Here is a 16,733-nt window from a genome sequence, read left to right on the forward strand (position 1 = left end):
GATCCGGGCCTGAGCCCAGGGATCAGTGAATCTATGAATGGATAGGGCAGGCGCTAGATTCCGGTAGACGTTCCTGATCGACCCGCGGCGTTGCCGTCTATCGGGTCATCGATCGGATCTCCTAGAGTCCGCTAGAAATTGTTATGCGACCGTAACCATACGCCGAGTATCAAAAATATGTCTACATCTAGAAAATTTCCGAGATATGCGAATACCCGTCACGAAACGAGCCGCCACCCACGAATGAGTGACGGCTCGTAGCGGCGTCGCGCCTAGGTACCCGCGTGGCTACGGGTCGACGGCAGGAACGGTCGCAGCAGGTTGGTCTCGGTCGACGGACCCATCTGCCATTCCGCGATCCACGGTCCGGTGCCCTCGCTCGGATCGAAGATGCCATCCTCCAGCCACTCGTAGCGGCCGTCGAGGACGTTGCGGGTGAGGGTGCGATCGTCGTCGTCGGTGTTGTCCCACAGCGCGTCGAACAACTTCTTCACCCGAATCCGCGATTGCCTGCCGAAGGTATCGGCCAATTCCTCGGCGGCCTTGGCCTCCGGAGCGCCCGCGGTCCGCAGCGCCTGCGCGCGCACGCAGGCGGCCGAGATCGCGAACAGTTCGGCGCCGATATCGACAATGCGACCGAGGAAGTTCTGCCGGTACTCCAGGCCCGCCTGCCAGCGCGCCATCGCGTACATCAGCGATCTCGCCTGCTTGCGGGCGCTGCGTTCGACGAAGCGCAAATGCCGTGCCAGCGGCCCGAATTCGGCATAGGTCGCGGGTACCGTACCCGCGCCGACGGCCAGCTGCGGGAACCACTTGGCATAGAAGCCACCCGCGCCGACCGCGGCCTTGGCCTTGTCCTTGAGCTCGGCATTCCGATCGACCAGAGCACCGGCGGCGGCCATATGCGCATCGGCCATCTCCCTAGCGATCAGCAGCCGCATGATTTCGCTGGAGCCCTCGAAGATGCGGTTGATCCGCAGATCGCGGACCAGCTGCTCGGCACCGACCGCGCGTTCACCGCGGGCCCGCAGCGAGGCCGCCGTCTCGTAGCCGCGACCACCGCGGATCTGCACGAGTTCGTCGGCGATCTGACAGCTCATTTCGCTGGCCCAGAGCTTGGCCAGGGCCGCCTCGATGCGGATATCGTTGCGGGCCTCGTCGCACATGGTGGCCGAAAGGTCGAGCGCGGCCTCGAGTGCGTAGGTGGTGGCCGCGATGAAGGAGATCTTCTCCCCGACCGCCGCGTGCTCGCCGACCGGGCGACCCCACTGCACCCGCTGCGTGCACCACTGCCTGGCGATTTTCAGCGACCACTTCGAGGCGGCCGTGCACAGCGCCGGTATGGCGAGACGGCCCGCATTCAGGGTGGTCAGCGCGATTTTCAGGCCGTCGCCCTCGCGACCGACGAGATTGCGCTTCGGCACACGAACGTTGTGCAGTCGCGTGACACCGTTCTCGATGCCGCGCAGGCCCATGAACGAATTGCGCCGTTCCACGGTGATGCCGGGCGAATCGGCCTCGACGATGAAGGCCGAGATGCCGCCGCGGTGCCCCTCGCTCTTGGGAATCCGGGCCATGACCACCAGCAGTTCGGCGACCACGCCGTTGGTGGTCCACAGCTTCACGCCGTTGATCTCGTAGGCCTCGCCGTCCTCGGTGGGGGTCGCGGTGCTGGCCATCCGGGCCGGATCGGAGCCGACATCGGGTTCGGTGAGCAGGAACGCACTGACCGCGCCCGCCGCGCAACGGGGCAGGAATTCGGCCTTCTGCTCCGGGGTTCCTGCCAACTTCAGCGGTTCTGGCACGCCGATCGACTGGTGTGCCGAAAGCAGCACCCCGAGGCTGGGGTGCGCGGACCCGACCAGCATCAGGGCCCGGTTGTAGCCGACCTGGGACAAGCCCTGGCCGCCGTACTCTTCCGGGATCTTCAGGCCGAAGCAGCCGAGTTCGGCCAGGCCCTTGACGTACTCGTCCGGAATCTTGGACTCCGCCTCGATGACGCTGCCGTCGAGCGATTCGCAGAACGGCCGCAGCCGGGCCAGATAGGCCTCGGTTCGCACGGCGTCCTCGTCGCTGGGCTGGGGATAGGGGTGGATCAGATCGAGTCGGAATCGTCCCAGAAACATCTCCTTGGCGAACGATGGTTTGGCCCAACTGGTTTCGCGGGATTCCTCGACCAGTGCGCGGGCCTGTTCTTCGGTGGCGTCGACTTTCGCGGTAGTCGCCATGATGTCCTCCTCGGACGTGATCAGGATCACATAAGAGTGTAGGAGGGTTTGTTACCGGCCGGTAGATGTAAGCGGAAACGCGCCAGACGACGTGGCCCGTATTCCCTTGGATGGGGTTGTTACGCCCATCCCGGCCTGAGCTGTGCCGTGAGTTCTTCGTTGGTCTGTTGTTGGTCGCGTTTCCTACCTTGGCGCTACCAGCTTCGCCAGCAGGGGAGAAGCTTTCGCGCACCACGAGGAACACCATGTACGCAGCACAGCTTTCCGGCGTTCAGCGGATTCGCCGGGCAATTGCCGCGGCGGCCATCGGGGTCGCGGCGGTGGCCGGAACCGCCGCCATCGCCGCGCCCGCGCACGCTGAGGTCCAGTACCCGGCGTCGATCAATCAGTGTCTTGCGGCCAAACCGACATTGAAGGAGGGGGTGCGCAATCAGGGACCCTGTGTGGCGGCGGTGCAGGCATTCCTCACCTACAGCTATGGCAACGGTCAGGTTGATGTCGACGGTAAGTTCGGCCCGAAGACCAAGGCTGCTGGGCGGAATTTTCAACGGGCCGTCGGCATTTACGACGATGGCGTGATCGGACCGGCCACCTGGCGGTCGCTGCAGAATGCCTGCACCGCACAGGGGAAGTCGCCGGAGGGGAATTGCGACTACCGTTATCCACTTCCTCTGCCGCTCTGAGCTTTCGGCTACACGCTGCGCAGATAGCGACCGAAATGCGGCACCGTGAACCCGATGGTGCCGCGTTCGGCCGAATAGATCAGCCCCTTCTTGATCAAACCGTCGCGGGCGGGTGAGAGCGACGCGGGTTTGCGGCCGAGCTCATTGGCCACCGCCGCGGTCGGCACCGGACCGTCGTCACCCGCCAAATCGGCCATGGCCCGCATATATTCGCGTTCGGCGGGGGTGGCGCGCTCGTATCGGGAACCGAAGAATCCGACGGCCAGTTCCTCTTCGGCGCTCGGTGCCGCCACCTCGACATCCTCGGCGGTGATCGGGCTCTCCGGCGCCTGATCCCAGGCGGCCTTGCCGTAGGCCTGGACGAAATACGGATAGCCATCTGCCCGCTGGTACAGGGCATCCAGTGCTTCCTCGGTGAACTTCACCTCTTCGCGCTCGGCCGGTGCGATGAGGGCTTGATCCGCCGATTCGCGGTCCAGCCGATCGATACGGTGGTAGCTGAACAGTCGCTCGGAGTAGCTCTTCGAGGCCGACAGGACGGCGGGTAGGTGCGGCAGTCCGGCGCCGACCACGATCAAAGGCGCGGTGTCCTGGCTCAATTCGTGACAGGCCCCGCAGATCGCGGAGATATCCGCGGGACCGAGATCCTGCATCTCGTCGATGAAGATCGCGATGCCGACGCCGATATCGCTGGCCAGCGCGGCCGCCTCCTTGAGCAGTTCGATCAGATCGATCTCGATATCGCCGGAATCGGCGCGACCGGTGACCGCTGGCACGTCGATCCCGGGCTGCCAGCGCTCCCGCATGCCCTTATCGGCGGTGGACCGCAGCGCGAAAGCCTTGAGTATGCCCAGGAAGTCGTCGACGCGCTCCTGGTTGCGATGCGCCATGGCGATCGCGCGCACGGCCATATGCAGCGCGGACGACAGCGGGCGGCGCAGTTCCTGATCCGGGCGTGCCTCGATTTTGCCTGTGCCCCAACCGCGTGAGCCCGCGGCGGAGCGAAGTTGGTTGAGCAGCACGGTCTTTCCGACACCGCGCAATCCGGTGAGCATGACGCTGCGTTCCGGTCGACCACGCGAGATCCGCTCCAGCACAATGTCGAAGGCCTTGAGTTGCTTATCGCGCCCGGCCAATTCGGGTGGGCGCTGTCCGGCTCCGGGAGCATACGGATTCCGCACGGGGTCCATGCCCACACACCGTAGCGCGTTGGTCAGCCGAATCTGGCCATATATAAGGCGTGTCCTAGATATTGCTAGCAAGCTGTCGCATGCTGAGGGCATGCCAACGGAACCACTCCCGACCCTCGCCGAGTTGGTCGAGTCCTGGAAAGTTCCCGCCGAAGCCCCGGTGGCCGCCCACATCCGCGCCAACATTCTGGAAGCGATCGAAGGCGGCCTCGACGATCCGCAACTCGTCGCCGATATCGCGGTGGGGCCGCTGGTGGTCGCGCTCGGTCGGCTGGAGGTCGGCCTGGCCGATGCCCGGCGCCGCATCGATGAGCTGGAGCGGGCACTCGGTCAGCGCAGTGCCGGATCCGACGGCTAGTGCATGCGCTATCCGCCTCCGGCAGGTCGCCGAGCGTAGTGATATGGCGGTCGCATTGGGCGTGAGCGATCACCATCCGACTATGTTCGACGGAACCCCCGGCGGCACGGCAGAAGCTAGCTGGACGCGGCACTAGCGGTCGGTGGATCGCGAAACCGGTGGGCACAGCGTCACTTCCGATCGGGACCTCGATTCGATAACAGGCGGCGCGGCGCCGATACCGTGTCGTGACCATCATGGCGTGTCGCAATTGCGACGCCCGTCCTGGGTTTTCGCGATTATCCGCGTAGAGGCTGGTCTGTGGGCTGGACAACACCGCGTCCTGGCCGTAATCTCTTCGTGACCCAGTGGAGTCTGTCGGTTCGGAAGAGAAGCGGCGCCACTGAGTTACCGCCAAAACGGCTGTCGGGGCCACCAATTCCGGCTGCCGTACCGGGACCCAGAGATTCAACTGGGAGTTGGGGCCGTTCTGCCGGTCCGAACCGACAGCTGACCCGGTCGGCGGGAGAGCAGAAAGATCGGAGACTCGGCTCGGTGGGTAAACACAGCTTGCAGCGGGAATCGCGGCTACCGAATTCCGTCAAGGGCGCGCTCGTCATGGGCGCGGTCGCCGCAACTACTGGTGCGATGCCCGCGATCCCCGCGATGGCAGCCACCATCAACGTCCCGGGCATCGGCGATTTCGACGTCCCGGTTCCGCCGGAATTCGATCAGCAGGCCCAGGATCTGGGTAAGCAGCTCACCCAGGCACTCGCCTCGATGCCCGCAGCGCCCGCCCCGGAGGCCGCTGCCCCGCAGGCCGCGCCGTCGCTTCCCGGTTTGTTCGCCCCCGCCATGCCGCAGGTATTCCACAACACCGCCAGTGACATCGCGCTGGACGCCGCCAAGAGCAAGGTCGGCGCACAGTACTCCTGGGGCGCCTCCGGACCGTTCAGCTTCGACTGCTCGGGTCTGGTCCAGTGGGCCTACAAGCAGGCCGGAATCGAATTGCCGCGCACCAGCTTCGAGCAGTCGCACGTCGGCGCTCCGGTCGCCTTCGAGGACCTGCAGCCCGGCGATATCGTGGTGACCAACGGCGGCGGCCACGTCGGCCTGTACGCGGGCGACGGCAAGCTGCTCAATGCGGTTCAGTCCGGTCAGCCGGTGTCCTACACCCCGCTGCGCCCCGACATGGTTGTGACGGCACGCCGTATGGTCTAAGGGTGGCACCCGCCCAACCGACTACCAAGAACACCGCCCCGAACCAGGCCCGCGTTGACTCCTGGACGTGGGCGGTGCGTCTTTTCAAGACCAGGTCTGCGGCCGCGGAAGCCTGCCGCGGCGGCCACGTCCGCGTGAATGGTGCTACGGCCAAACCGGCCCAACCGGTTCGTCCCGGTGACGAGGTCCGCGTCCGAGCGGGTGGCGTCGAACGCATCGTCATCGTGGAGCGCGTCATCACCAAGCGTGTCGGCCCTCCGATCGCCGCACAGTGCTTGATCGACCGCAGCCCCGCGCCGCCGCCACGCGAGATTGTCGCATCCATGCCACGCCGCGATCGCGGTTCCGGTCGACCCACCAAGCGGGAACGTCGCGAGACGGATCGTCTGCTCGGCCGCACCGACAACTGAGGCGCTGGATTTCGCGCTGCGGGTTGCGATTCGACTGGCCGCGGCGGCGGTGTTTCCGCTACGGCTGGGTCAGGTGGCCCGCGCGGTAGAGCGCTCGGCATTCGCCGCGGCGCAGCTTTCCGCTGGAGGTTTTCGGGATCCGGCCCGGCTCGACCAGGACGACCGCTCCCGGTGTCACCTCATGGGCGGCCGCGATGGCATTGCGGATGCGGCGGGCCAGTTCCGTTGATCCGGTGGCCGCGGGGTCGGCGAGTTCGGCGACGACGACCAGATCCTCGCGGTGGCCGTCATCGTGGCCGAATGCGGTTATGTGGCCGACGCGCAGCTCGGGCGCGCAGTCCGAAACCGTGGATTCGATATCGGCAGGATAGTGGTTGCGGCCGTCGATGACGATGAGATCCTTGAGCCTGCCCGCGATATAAAGCTGACCTTCGTGCCAGAAGCCGAGATCGCCTGTGCGCAGCCAGAATTCGTCACATCCGGACAGGTTGGCCCGAAACGTCGCAGCGGTGGCCTCCGGATTGTTGTAATAACCGGCGCAGACATTGGGGCCGCGGACCCAGATCTCGCCGACGATGCCCGCCGCGACCTCGGTGTGCTCGTTGGGTTCCACCACCGCAACCCGCTGGCCCACAGGTACGCCGCAGCCGACGAGTGGAACACCTTCCGGTGCGGTCCGTGCCTGGCCCTGTGCCAACGCCGCACGGTCGAATCGATGGGTGACGGGTTCGTCTCGTTCAGCACAGACGGTGACCGAGAGGGTGGCCTCGGCCAGACCGAAGCCCGGTGTGTGGGCGTGGTGGCGGAATCCGTAGGGGGCGAAGGCTGCGGTGAAGTCGGCCAGAGCCTCGGCGCGGATCGGTTCGGCGCCGTTGAGCAGTGCGTCGAGGTGGGATAGGTCCAGATCGGCGCGTTCTTCGTGGGTCGTTGCGGAGATCGCCAGGGTAAGGCCGAAATTGGGGCTGCCGGTGGTCCCGGCACGGTAATCGCTGAGGGCGCGCAGCCAGCGGACGGGACGTTTCACGAATTCGCCTGGTGCCATGGTGATTCCGTGTACGCCCGAGTAAAGCGGTAGTGAAAGAGCCAGGATCAGCCCCATATCGTGGAAGAACGGAAGCCAGGAGACAATGGGTTCGGTGCGCGCCGCCGGTACTGCGGTCCACAATTGATCCAGTGCGGCAGCGAGATTCGCGTGGCTTACTTCGACGCCTGCCGGAGACTTGGTCGATCCGGAGGTGTACTGGAGGTAGGCGGTCTCTGTTCGACCGATAGTCGGGGCAGCTGCTCGGGTGCTGGTGTGCGGTGCGAGTTTCAACACTTGGCCTAGTTCCGGACCGAAGATCTCGCTGGTAGTGGTGTCGTTCGGCGAGATCAGGCTCAATGCGGGTCGGGCATCGTCGAGTACACCCTCGAGTCGGGCCCGGTTTCTATTCACCGTCGGCGGAAACAACGGCACTGCAATGCGATTGCTGTAGAGACATGCGAGAAAGGCTATGACGTAGTCGATTCCGTGCGCACACAGTATCGCCACGCGGTCGCCGGGATCGGTTGTCGCTCTGATTCTTTCGGCCTGTGCCGCTGTTGCGTGGTGTAGTTGTTCGTAGGTCAGTGTGACCGGAGTGCAACCTCGCCCGCGATAACGCAATTCGGTGTACGCACTGTCGTTCGGCTTGATCCGCGCCCACTCGGCAACCCGGGTGACAAGGACATTGGTCTGCCGCGTGGTATTCGGCGAAGTCACCGCACGCCGTCGGGTCTTGCGGTGGCGACTCGGTCGGCCAAGGCGGCACCGAGTGCGGTGATGGTCGGGTGTTGGAACAGTTCGGCGGTCGAGATGCGGATATTGAGGCGGGTCTCGAGGTGGCGGCGCATTTCTATACCGAGCAGTGAGCTCAGGCCCAATTCGTTGAAATCGGCTTCTGGATCGAGGTGGTCGGAGGTCAGGTCGAGGGTTGCGGCGAGCGCGGTGCGGATCGTCGTGGTGAGTGGTTCGGTCGGATGGTGCGGGGATTCCCGATTCAGCGGTGCTTCCGGTGTCGATGGTTGGTCGGTGAGCAGGTTTCGCAGGCGGGTGGCGACCGGGTCGGAGCCGGTGGTCGGGGAGTAGTCCAAGGCGAGTAGGTAGGGTTCGGTGTAATACATGGTCTGGGCGAGTAATTCAGTGCCGCGCGCGAAGTCGAATGCGGAGATTCCGGCGCGTCGCAGATGTGCCGCGCCGCCCACGCTCTCGGCGAGACCCGAATCCCACACGCCCCAGCCGATACTCAGTACGCGCCGACCGGGGTGGGCCCGGGCGAGTGCGTCCATTGCGGCATTCGCGCTGGCGTAGGCCGCCTGTCCCGGGGCGCCGAGCGCGCCCGTGGCGGAGGAGAACAGCAGTACGAAGTCGGTTGGATCGGTGGCGGTGAGTTCGATGAGATTGCCCGCGGCAATGGGTTTCGGTGCGAACATGCGGGCGAGTTGGCGGGTGGTGACGGCGTCGAAGGCGGCGTCCTCGAGTGCGCCGGCGGCGTGCACGACACCGCGAATGGTGGAACCGCATTCGCGAACGTCATTGAGCGCGTTGGCGAGATCGCTGCGGTCGGCGGCGTCGCAGCGCACTACGACGATCCGGTCCTCCAGTCCGTCCAGGAGTGCGGGCACCGGTCTGGGGGCACGGGTGAGCACCACGACATCGTGCGCTCCGGCATCGAGCAGCCAGCGCACCGCGACCGAGCCCAGCGCGCCCAGACCGCCGGTGACGACGTAGGTGCCGTTGGGGTCGATCGGTGTCGGGGTGGCTGATCGGGGTCGCGAGTGCACGAAGCGACGGGTGCTGATGGCATCAGCGGAGATACGCAGCTCATCGGGAAGTGTGGTGGCGATGAGGTCGCGCAGTCGGGACACCGCGGTCGGTGACGTATCGGTCCACACGAGTCGCACTGCACGGCCGGATTCGAGCTGCATCGATCGCACCAGACCGGCGACCGCCATCGGCATGATCGAATTGTCCTGTCGGATCCTGGCGAGCGGTTGGCGGTCGGTCGCGCTGGCGGTTGGGAGAACGATCGTCAAAGATGCTGTGGCGTTATCGGATTGGACGCGTTGCAGCAGATCGAGCACTCGCCCGATGGTGGCGATGACACTGTTCGCGGACTCGTGGTGGGTCGCGCCGGATTCGGCGGGCCAGATCACCACGACTGCGGTGTCCGCGGTGCCGGTGCGTCCGGCGAGTACGGCGGAGACAATCGGGCCGGCGGCATCCGGTTCTCGGGCGACGCGTTCGGCGGGCAGGGTGCGGTCGAGTTCCCTGGCGAGCCGGACGGCGAGTTGGGATTCGCCGATGACCAAGGCGCGCTGCGGTTTCGTGGCGCTGTTCGCATTGGGCTGGAAGGGTATCCACGTTTCATGGCGGAAAGGACCGACCTGCGTTGTGGACTCCACCGTTGCGAAACGTATGCGGACGCCTGACAGCGCGAGTACCGGGACGCCGTGCTGATCGGTGCCGATGATGTCGCCGGTCAGTCCGGTCGTGGACCGATCACGCACCAGCGCATGGACTTCCAGCAGCACCAGATCCGGTTCGGCGGACAGCCAAGCGGATTCGATGCCGATCGGCAGTGCGATGGCATCGGCGGGCAGGTGATCCCAGCTGGCGGCGGCAAGCAACTGCAGACAGCTATCGAGGGTCGCCGAGCGCTGTAGTGGGGCGGAATCGAACGATCCCACCGCACAATCAAGCCCGGCCTCGATATCGCGCAGCGCGCGGAAGGCGGGACCGTAGTCGAGATGCCGCGCGCGCAACGAGTCGTAGAAAACACCTGGCGTGAGCACCCGCATCCGCCGACGCGCGGCCCGATTTGCATCGACCACCCGCATCCATGCGACGATATCCCCGGGTGTGGGGTCACCGGCCAACCGTGCCGAAGCCAGCGTCCCGGCGCCTGTGACCTCCGCCTGCAACCTTCCAGCAGCACCGATCCGATAGGTGACAGCGGACAGCGCGGCAAGCCCGGTCCGCTCATGCACCACGAAATCGGTGATCGCCCGCCCGGTCCCAGCCAGTCCGAGCAGCCTGAGCAGCCAGAAGACGGCGGGGACCGTCGGAACGCCCTGCACCACGTGATCGTGGAGATCGTCGGCGGGGAACTCGGATTCAGCGATGCGAACGCCGGACCCGCTCGAATCGACGGGATTTCGTCCGCGTACGTCCACTCCGATGGCCGTGCCGAAGTCGGATACCGAGGAATCTTCGACAGGGTGGCCGTTGACAGCGGGATCGGCGGCACTGCGATCTGTGGTACCGGGGTGAGTGACGCTGCTGTGGATTGTGCTGGGCTCACTCGTGGTGTCGCGGATGGTGTTGGGTTCGGTAGCGGCGTCGCGAGTCGCATCAGACTTGGTGGCGGTGGCGCGGTCGGTGCGTGGCTGTGGGGGAGCGATGTGCGAGGTGTGTGGTTCGGTGGCAGCGATGTGGATGGTGGCGGCTTCGGTGTCGATGCGTCGCTTGGTGTTATCGGACTCGGTGACAGTGCTGGATTCGATGGCAGTGACTTGGACGCCGGGGTCGCGGGTGGTGATCAGGGGGAACCGGCGGTGGATCCATCGGCGGGGTGGGGGTGGGGTGGTGAAGGGGCCGTTGGCAGCCCAATTCAGGGGGCGGCCTTCGAGGTAGAGGTTGCCGAGGCAGGTCAGGAAGGATTTGGGCTCGTCGTTGCGGGTGGTCACCGGGTGGGTGGCGGCGGCGAATTCGGGGAAGTCGCGGATCGCGGGGGTCAGTACCGGATGGGGTGTGAGTTCCAGTACCGTTGCGAATCCGTCGTCGGCGGCTTGTTGCAGTGCGGCGGCCAATTCGACGGTGTTCGAGGCATTTTCGGCCCAGTAGTCGGCATCCATTGCGGCCGTGGTGATCGTTTCGCGTCGACGTGCGGTGGAGTAGACCGGGACGCGCGGCACCCGCGGGGTGAGTCCGTCGAGCGTGCCGACGAATTCGGGCAGCAGCGCGCGCACCTGGGGGCTGTGTGCGGCGAAGTCGACGGCGATGCGTTGCGCGAATATCTGCCTGCGCTTGGCCCGGCGGACCAGCGCGTCGACGTAACGCGGCGCACCCGAGATCACCACCGAACGCGGTCCATTGATCGCCGCGATCGCTACCGTCGCGTGCAGTGGCTCGACCAGCCGCCCTGCCTCATCCGCCGTCGCCTCCAGCACGGCCATCGCGCCGTGCCCGTCGAGCCGTGCCAGAATCCGGCTGCGCTGCACCACGACTCGGGCCGCGTCCGAAAGCGATAACGCACCGCTTACCGCGGCCCCGGCCACCTCGCCGAGGCTGTGCCCCACCACCGCATCCGGTTCGATGCCCCACGCGGCGAGCAGTTCGGCGAGTGCAACTTGGAATGCGAAGATCGCTGGCTGCACGAGTTCGGTCCCGCTGCTCGCCGCACCGCTGAGCGCGAACCCGTTGCGCGGCGTCCACACCCGCCCGCCACCCGCCGCCGCAATCGCATCCGCGGCAGCGGTCACTGCCTTCGCGAATACCGGATAACGAGCCGCCAGACCCCGCCCCATCTTGGGATACTGCCCACCCTGCCCAGAGAACAGGAACAGCACGCCACCGCGCCGCCGCACCGAATCAGCGCCGATCACCCCATCAGCCAACGCCCGCAACTGATCCACCGCATCATCAAGATCCCGCGCAACCACTGCCGCCCGGGCATTCTCGGGCATCAACCGCGCCGCGGCAGCCGCGAAGTGCCGAAGAATTTCGCGACTCCCTGCGCTCGAGTAATTCGTCGCAATCGCATCGATTGCAGCGCTCATGCCCTCGCGCGAGCCGCCGCCAGCGCGCTGGTAAGAATCGCCGTTTGCGCTTTCGGGCGTAATGCCGCCAGCGCCTTCGCGTGAACCGCCGCTAGCACCCACGCCGGAAGTGCCGCTCGTGCGCTGGTAGGAATCGCCGCTCGCGCTTTCGCGTGACTTGCTCGTTCGTACGTGTGGAGTTCGGCTGGTGTCCTGCTGCCGCGCATTAGTGTTGTAGCCTCGACTGGCGCTTGCGCAGGTGGACGATGTTTCACTGTCGTTGTCGCGGGATGGATAGCCGGAGCTGCTACCCGACGCGGCGCTGATGTCATCGCATGAGGCGCTGCTTGTGCCGTCGTGTGCGGTGTTGGTGAGGCCATCGCGCGTGGCGTCGGTGCTGTCGGGTGAGCCGCCGCTGGCGCTTTCGGGTGAGTCGCTCGTTCGTTCGTGCCAATTTCGGCTGGTGTCCTGGTGCCGAGCGTTACCGGTGTCGTCTCGCGACGCGCTGCTTGCGCTGTTGGGCGAAGGGGCGCTGATGTTGTCGTGCGAATCGCAGCTGGTGCCGTTGCCCGAACCGGCGCTCATGCTGTCGCGCGACGGGCTGCTGCCGCGCGTGGCGCCGGTGGTGTCATCGCTGCTGGCCCTCCCGCGTGCGGCGTCGCTGGCGCAATAGGACGACATGCCAACCCCCTCGAGCAGTTCGGCCCATCGCAGCGCGTTCGACCGCAGCTGGGCAATGTCGCGACCGGTTACCGGAAGCAGGACGGGCGGTTCGTAACTCCGATGATGCGTAGCCTCGAGTCCGCGCAGCACCACATGCGCATTCGTCCCGCCGAATCCGAATGAGCTGACTCCGGCGTGCCGCGCGGCCACCGGTGTTTCGGTCCAGTCGACTGGTTCGGTCGGGACTCGCAGTCCGCGCTCGGCGAGCTTCAGCAGCGGGTTCTCGATATGAAAATTGATGGTCGGCGGGATCACGCCGTGTCGAATGGACAGTGCCGCCTTGACCATTCCGGTGATTCCGGCGGCCGCCTCCAGATGTCCGATATTGGATTTGAGCGAGCCGATCCAGGTCGGTGCGGCATCGCTTCCGACTACCGCGGCGAGCGCGCCAACCTCCACGGCATCACCCAATGGCGTTCCGGTGCCGTGGCATTCGACGTACCCGGCGGCACGAGGATCGAGATCCGCCCAGGCGGTACGAATCACCTCCTGCTGGGCCCGGCCGTTCGGCGCGTACAGGCCATTGGATCGCCCGTCCGAACCGACTGCCGTGCCGAGGATTTCCGCGTACACCCGATGCCCGTCCCGCAGCGCATCGGCGGTGCGACGCAGCACAACCACGGTGCACCCGTCACCGCGGGTATATCCGTCGGCGGTGGCATCGAACGGTTTGCATCGTCCATCGGGCGCGAGGAAACCGGCCTCGGCCAGGTAGTCCGAGGTATGCGGCAGCAGTGCGAGATTCACCCCGCCGACGATCGCGAACGGCACCGCGTCATCGGCCAGCAGGCGCACCGCGAGATCCACCGCGGCCAGCGAGGACGAGCAGGCGCTGTCCACCACCAGACTCGGTCCGTGCAGGTCGAGGACATAGGAGAGGCGGTTGGCGATGATGCTGAGCGCCGATCCGGTGACCGCGGTCGGCGCATCGTGCCCGGCGCGGCCGAGCACCGCGATGCCGTGATCGTAGGCGCACGCACCGAATACCACCGCGGCCCCGGAACCCCTGGTGCGATAGCCGATTCCGGCATCGTCGAGCGCCTCGACCGCCACCTCGAGCGCCAACCGCTGCTGCGGATCCATCAGCGCGGCCTCGCGACCCGAAATGGCGAACCAGTCGTTGTCGAAAGCGTCGATATCGGCGAGATATCCGGCGTGGCGCGTGCCTGCTCGACCGGGCGGCGGTGCGCCGGTGGCATCCCGGCCATCGCACAGCATCCGCCAGAACTCGGACACATTCGGCGCGCCAGGCACCCGGCAGCCGATGCCAACGATCGATACCGGCGGATACGGCCGGACACAGGCGGGCTGACCCTTCCGATTCGGGGGCAAGCTGTTCATCGCATCGCGAGATACTCGACAAGCTGCTCGATGTCCGGATGGTCGTAGAGGGCGGTGAGCGAAACCTCGACTCCCACGGCATCTTCCAGATGCGCTGTCAGCCGTGCCAATTGCAGCGAGCTGAGGCCGAGATCGCTGAACGGCGCATTGGTCGAGACCATTGCGGCATCGATATTCAGCAGGTCGGCGATGGCGGCGGTGGCAGCGCCGAGTAGCGCGGCACGTAGACCGGTGTTCGAAACACCGTTGGCGACTGTTCGCAGGTCGCTCGAGACAACACCCTGCCCGTCCGGAAGATCAGGCCCCATCCGTCCTCCTCCCGTCGCCGGAGGGCTGCTGCCCCCACGCCGGTACCCCTGCCGATTATGCCGTAGATATCGGCGCGATCAAGGTGTCCCTCAGGCGGGTGAATTGTCCAGAATTGTCCTGTCTACCCGGCTCTTTCATCGTTTACCGTGATCGCCTACGGTGACACCGTGCCCGAATCAGGAACCGAGCGGACGCCCACCCTGCCGACCGTGCTGCGCTGCTGCACCGCGCTGGCGGCCACGCCTGGTCGACTGCTGCGGCCGCGTCGCCCTGATACCGAATTGCTGGCCGGTCTGGAGCCGGTCCCGCTGCCGCAGACCAAGGCGACCGTCGGGCTCACCGTTCTGATGCAGGCCCGCATGGCCGCGCCCACCACGATCGTCGCGGAGGGCGTGCGCAGCCTGCGCGAGCTGCCGATGACCATGTCGGCCTATCTGATCGAGCATCCGACGGCACGATTCCTGGTCGATCCGGCGCTGTGCGCGGGTGTGCACGATCGGGTGCTGCCCGAGCTGCCGTTCCCGGTTCCTCTCCTGGTCGCACCCGATAAGCCGGTGCTCGGCCTCTCGGACGCGCTGGCCGCCCGGGATATCGCCGTCGACGCGATCGACTTCGTCCTGCCGACCCACCTGCACTGGGACCACATCTCCGGCCTGTTGGAGCTGCCCGATTCGGTGAGCATCCGACTACCCGGCGTCGAACGCGCTTGGGCACTCGACGGTGCGCACGCCCCCATCGGCGTTGCCCGAGGCCCACTGCACGGACGCACCTTCGACACCTTCGAACTCGACGGCCCGCCGGTGCTCACCTTCCCGCGCAGTCTGGACCTGTTCGGCGACGGCTCGGTGCTGCTGGTCGATCTCGCCGGACATACCCCGGGCAGCATCGGTGTCCTGCTCGCGGTCGACGACGGCACCCGGGTGTTGCTCGCGGGCGACGCGGTGTGGAACAAACTCCAGGTCGAGCTGATCCGCGAGAAGGCCCCCATGCCCGGCCAACTCTTCGATGCCGACCGTGACGCCACCTTCGCCACCATCCACCGCCTACACGCCCTACCCGACGGCATCGAAATCGTCGCCGCCCACGACTACGCCGCGGTCGAGGCACTGGCAGCACGGAAGCGATAGCCCGCCTCAGGGACGGAATTCAGTCGATACCCTCGTCGAGCTGCTGCCAAGTAGCGTGCACCTCGAATGCCTGACATCGGTCGCGGTCACCCCTCGATGGACTGCGACGGGTTCGGGCGAGCCCTGGGTGTTCGGCCCAGGGCTCGCGACGAGTCGCTAGGCGACTACCTTCTCCGCGAGTCGCGCGGTGATCAGCTCTTCCGCCTCGGCGACCATCCGGTCTATCAGTTCGGCGCAGGACGGGATGTCGTGGATGAGGCCCTGGGCCAGGCCAGCCGACCAGATGCCCGCATCGAGATCGCCCTCGTCGAAGACGCGGCGTCCGCGCGCACCCGCGACGAGATCGCGGACATCGTCGAAAGTGCCTCCGGCCTTTTCGATTTCGACGACCTTGCGGCTGATCTCGTTATCCGCGACGCGCGCGGTATTGCGCATGGTCCGGAAGATCAGCTGGGTGTCGAGTTCGGAGTTGGCGACGATCTGTTCCTTGACCTTCTGGTCGATCGCCGACTCCTGTGTGCACAGGAAGCGGGTGCCCATATTCACACCGTCGGCACCGAGCGCGAGCGCGGCAACCAGACCGCGGGCATCGGCGATGCCGCCGGAGGCGATCATCGGAATGTCGAGCACCCGTGCGGCGGCGGGGATCAGGATCAGCCCGGGAATATCGTCCTCACCGGGATGTCCGGCACATTCGAAACCATCGATGCTCACACCGTCGACGCCGATCTTCTGCGCCTTCAACGCATGCCGCACGCTGGTGCACTTGTGCAGCACCTTGATACCGGCCTCCCGGTAGTACGGCAGGAAGGGCTCCGGATTGCTGCCCGCGGTTTCGACGATCTCGATACCGCTCTCGATGATCGCCTGCACATATTCGGCGTACGGCGGCGGATTGATCGACGGCAGGATCGTGACGTTCACGCCGAACGGCTTATCGGTCAACTCCCTGGTCCGCGCGATCTCCTTGCGCAGATCGTCGGGAGTGGGCTGGGTCAGGGCGGTGATGAAGCCGAGCCCGCCCGCGTTGGCGACGGCCGCGACTAGGCCCGCGCGGCCAACATGCATCATGCCGCCCTGCACGATCGGGTGTTCGACGCCGAATGTCTCGGTGAACCTGGTACGCAGCATTGCGCTTCTCCTATGCGTTGCGGGGCGTGCCAGTGGCGCCCTTACGCAGTGATGGTGACACGAGAATCGTCCGCTGTTCAACTCACAAGTAAGCCGGGATTCGCATCGTGTTGCCCGCTGAACGTGTGTGTGAGCAGGAAGCAACTATCGGGATAGCCGGTGAATATGCAGCTAGGTGCGGTTTTTCCAACGCGAACACGACCGCGAGACGATTAACAGCGATTCGTGATCAAGCGCCTTGCCGCTCGAATAAGT

The 16,733-nt window shown here is 65.9% G+C and carries 11 protein-coding genes; 5 read left to right on the forward strand and 6 right to left on the reverse strand.

Translation table 11 applies throughout. The features are described 5' to 3' along the window. Window positions 1-272: 272 nt before the first annotated feature. The gene (locus tag NA5_RS03010; protein ID WP_062981751.1) at window positions 273-2,228 is read right to left on the reverse strand and encodes an acyl-CoA dehydrogenase family protein; all 1,956 of its coding nucleotides are present in this window, start codon (window positions 2,226-2,228) and stop codon (window positions 273-275) included. 245 nt (window positions 2,229-2,473) lie between these two features. Between NA5_RS03010 and NA5_RS03015 the strand changes: the two genes are divergently transcribed. Then, on the forward strand, window positions 2,474-2,911 hold the full coding sequence (locus tag NA5_RS03015; protein ID WP_062981625.1) for a peptidoglycan-binding domain-containing protein: 438 nt from the start codon (window positions 2,474-2,476) through the stop codon (window positions 2,909-2,911). 8 nt (window positions 2,912-2,919) lie between these two features. Here the strand turns inward: NA5_RS03015 and NA5_RS03020 are convergent, their stop codons facing one another. After that, a complete protein-coding gene (locus NA5_RS03020) occupies window positions 2,920-4,101 on the reverse strand; it encodes an ATP-binding protein (protein ID WP_062981627.1) in 1,182 nt (393 codons plus the stop codon). A gap of 91 nt (window positions 4,102-4,192) precedes the next feature. Here NA5_RS03020 and NA5_RS03025 point away from each other — a divergent pair, with 91 nt between their 5' ends. The 3 genes from NA5_RS03025 to NA5_RS03035 all read left to right on the forward strand — a co-directional run bounded on the left by NA5_RS03025 (window position 4,193) and on the right by NA5_RS03035 (window position 6,069). Next, a complete protein-coding gene (locus NA5_RS03025) occupies window positions 4,193-4,459 on the forward strand; it encodes a hypothetical protein (RefSeq protein ID WP_062981629.1) in 267 nt (88 codons plus the stop codon). Window positions 4,460-4,993: 534 nt separating this feature from the next. Next, a complete protein-coding gene (locus NA5_RS03030; protein ID WP_371856366.1) occupies window positions 4,994-5,659 on the forward strand; it encodes a C40 family peptidase in 666 nt (221 codons plus the stop codon). Window positions 5,660-5,661: 2 nt separating this feature from the next. Continuing rightward, complete coding sequence (locus NA5_RS03035) at window positions 5,662-6,069, forward strand: RNA-binding S4 domain-containing protein (RefSeq protein ID WP_062981636.1); 408 nt, start codon at window positions 5,662-5,664, stop codon at window positions 6,067-6,069. Between the two features lie 58 nt (window positions 6,070-6,127). Here the strand turns inward: NA5_RS03035 and NA5_RS03040 are convergent, their stop codons facing one another. The 3 genes from NA5_RS03040 to NA5_RS03050 are packed head-to-tail and all read right to left on the reverse strand — an operon-like array spanning window position 6,128 to window position 14,219. Then, window positions 6,128-7,810 carry a fatty acyl-AMP ligase gene (locus NA5_RS03040; protein WP_062981638.1) on the reverse strand — a complete coding sequence of 561 codons (1,683 nt, stop codon included), beginning with the start codon at window positions 7,808-7,810 and terminating at the stop codon, window positions 6,128-6,130. After that, a complete protein-coding gene (locus tag NA5_RS03045) occupies window positions 7,807-13,902 on the reverse strand; it encodes a type I polyketide synthase (RefSeq protein WP_218020038.1) in 6,096 nt (2,031 codons plus the stop codon). The genes NA5_RS03040 and NA5_RS03045 overlap by 4 nt, the downstream gene beginning before the upstream one ends. A 5-nt stretch (window positions 13,903-13,907) precedes the next feature. Beyond that, window positions 13,908-14,219, reverse strand: coding sequence for an acyl carrier protein (locus NA5_RS03050; protein ID WP_084483846.1), 312 nt, complete (start codon window positions 14,217-14,219; stop codon window positions 13,908-13,910). Window positions 14,220-14,387: 168 nt separating this feature from the next. Here NA5_RS03050 and NA5_RS03055 point away from each other — a divergent pair, with 168 nt between their 5' ends. Further along, window positions 14,388-15,347 (forward strand): MBL fold metallo-hydrolase, encoded by a 960-nt coding sequence (locus tag NA5_RS03055; protein ID WP_245672060.1) that lies wholly within the window; start codon window positions 14,388-14,390, stop codon window positions 15,345-15,347. A gap of 156 nt (window positions 15,348-15,503) precedes the next feature. Here the strand turns inward: NA5_RS03055 and NA5_RS03060 are convergent, their stop codons facing one another. Continuing rightward, window positions 15,504-16,478, reverse strand: coding sequence for an NAD(P)H-dependent flavin oxidoreductase (locus NA5_RS03060; RefSeq protein WP_062981642.1), 975 nt, complete (start codon window positions 16,476-16,478; stop codon window positions 15,504-15,506). Window positions 16,479-16,733: the final 255 nt, after the last annotated feature.

Origin of the sequence: Nocardia anaemiae NBRC 100462 (genome assembly GCF_001612725.1) — a bacterium.
Classification (GTDB): domain Bacteria; phylum Actinomycetota; class Actinomycetes; order Mycobacteriales; family Mycobacteriaceae; genus Nocardia; species Nocardia anaemiae.

Bases quoted from the DNA above. Each gene is read 5' to 3' on its own strand.
- NA5_RS03020 (WP_062981627.1), bottom strand. From the start codon at position 4,101: ATGGACCCCGTGCGGAATCCGTATGCTCCCGGAGCCGGACAGCGCCCA.
- NA5_RS03010 (WP_062981751.1), bottom strand. From the start codon at position 2,228: ATGGCGACTACCGCGAAAGTCGACGCCACCGAAGAACAGGCCCGCGCA.
- NA5_RS03050 (WP_084483846.1), bottom strand. From the start codon at position 14,219: ATGGGGCCTGATCTTCCGGACGGGCAGGGTGTTGTCTCGAGCGACCTG.
- NA5_RS03025 (WP_062981629.1), top strand. From the start codon at position 4,193: ATGCCAACGGAACCACTCCCGACCCTCGCCGAGTTGGTCGAGTCCTGG.
- NA5_RS03060 (WP_062981642.1), bottom strand. From the start codon at position 16,478: ATGCTGCGTACCAGGTTCACCGAGACATTCGGCGTCGAACACCCGATC.
- NA5_RS03015 (WP_062981625.1), top strand. From the start codon at position 2,474: ATGTACGCAGCACAGCTTTCCGGCGTTCAGCGGATTCGCCGGGCAATT.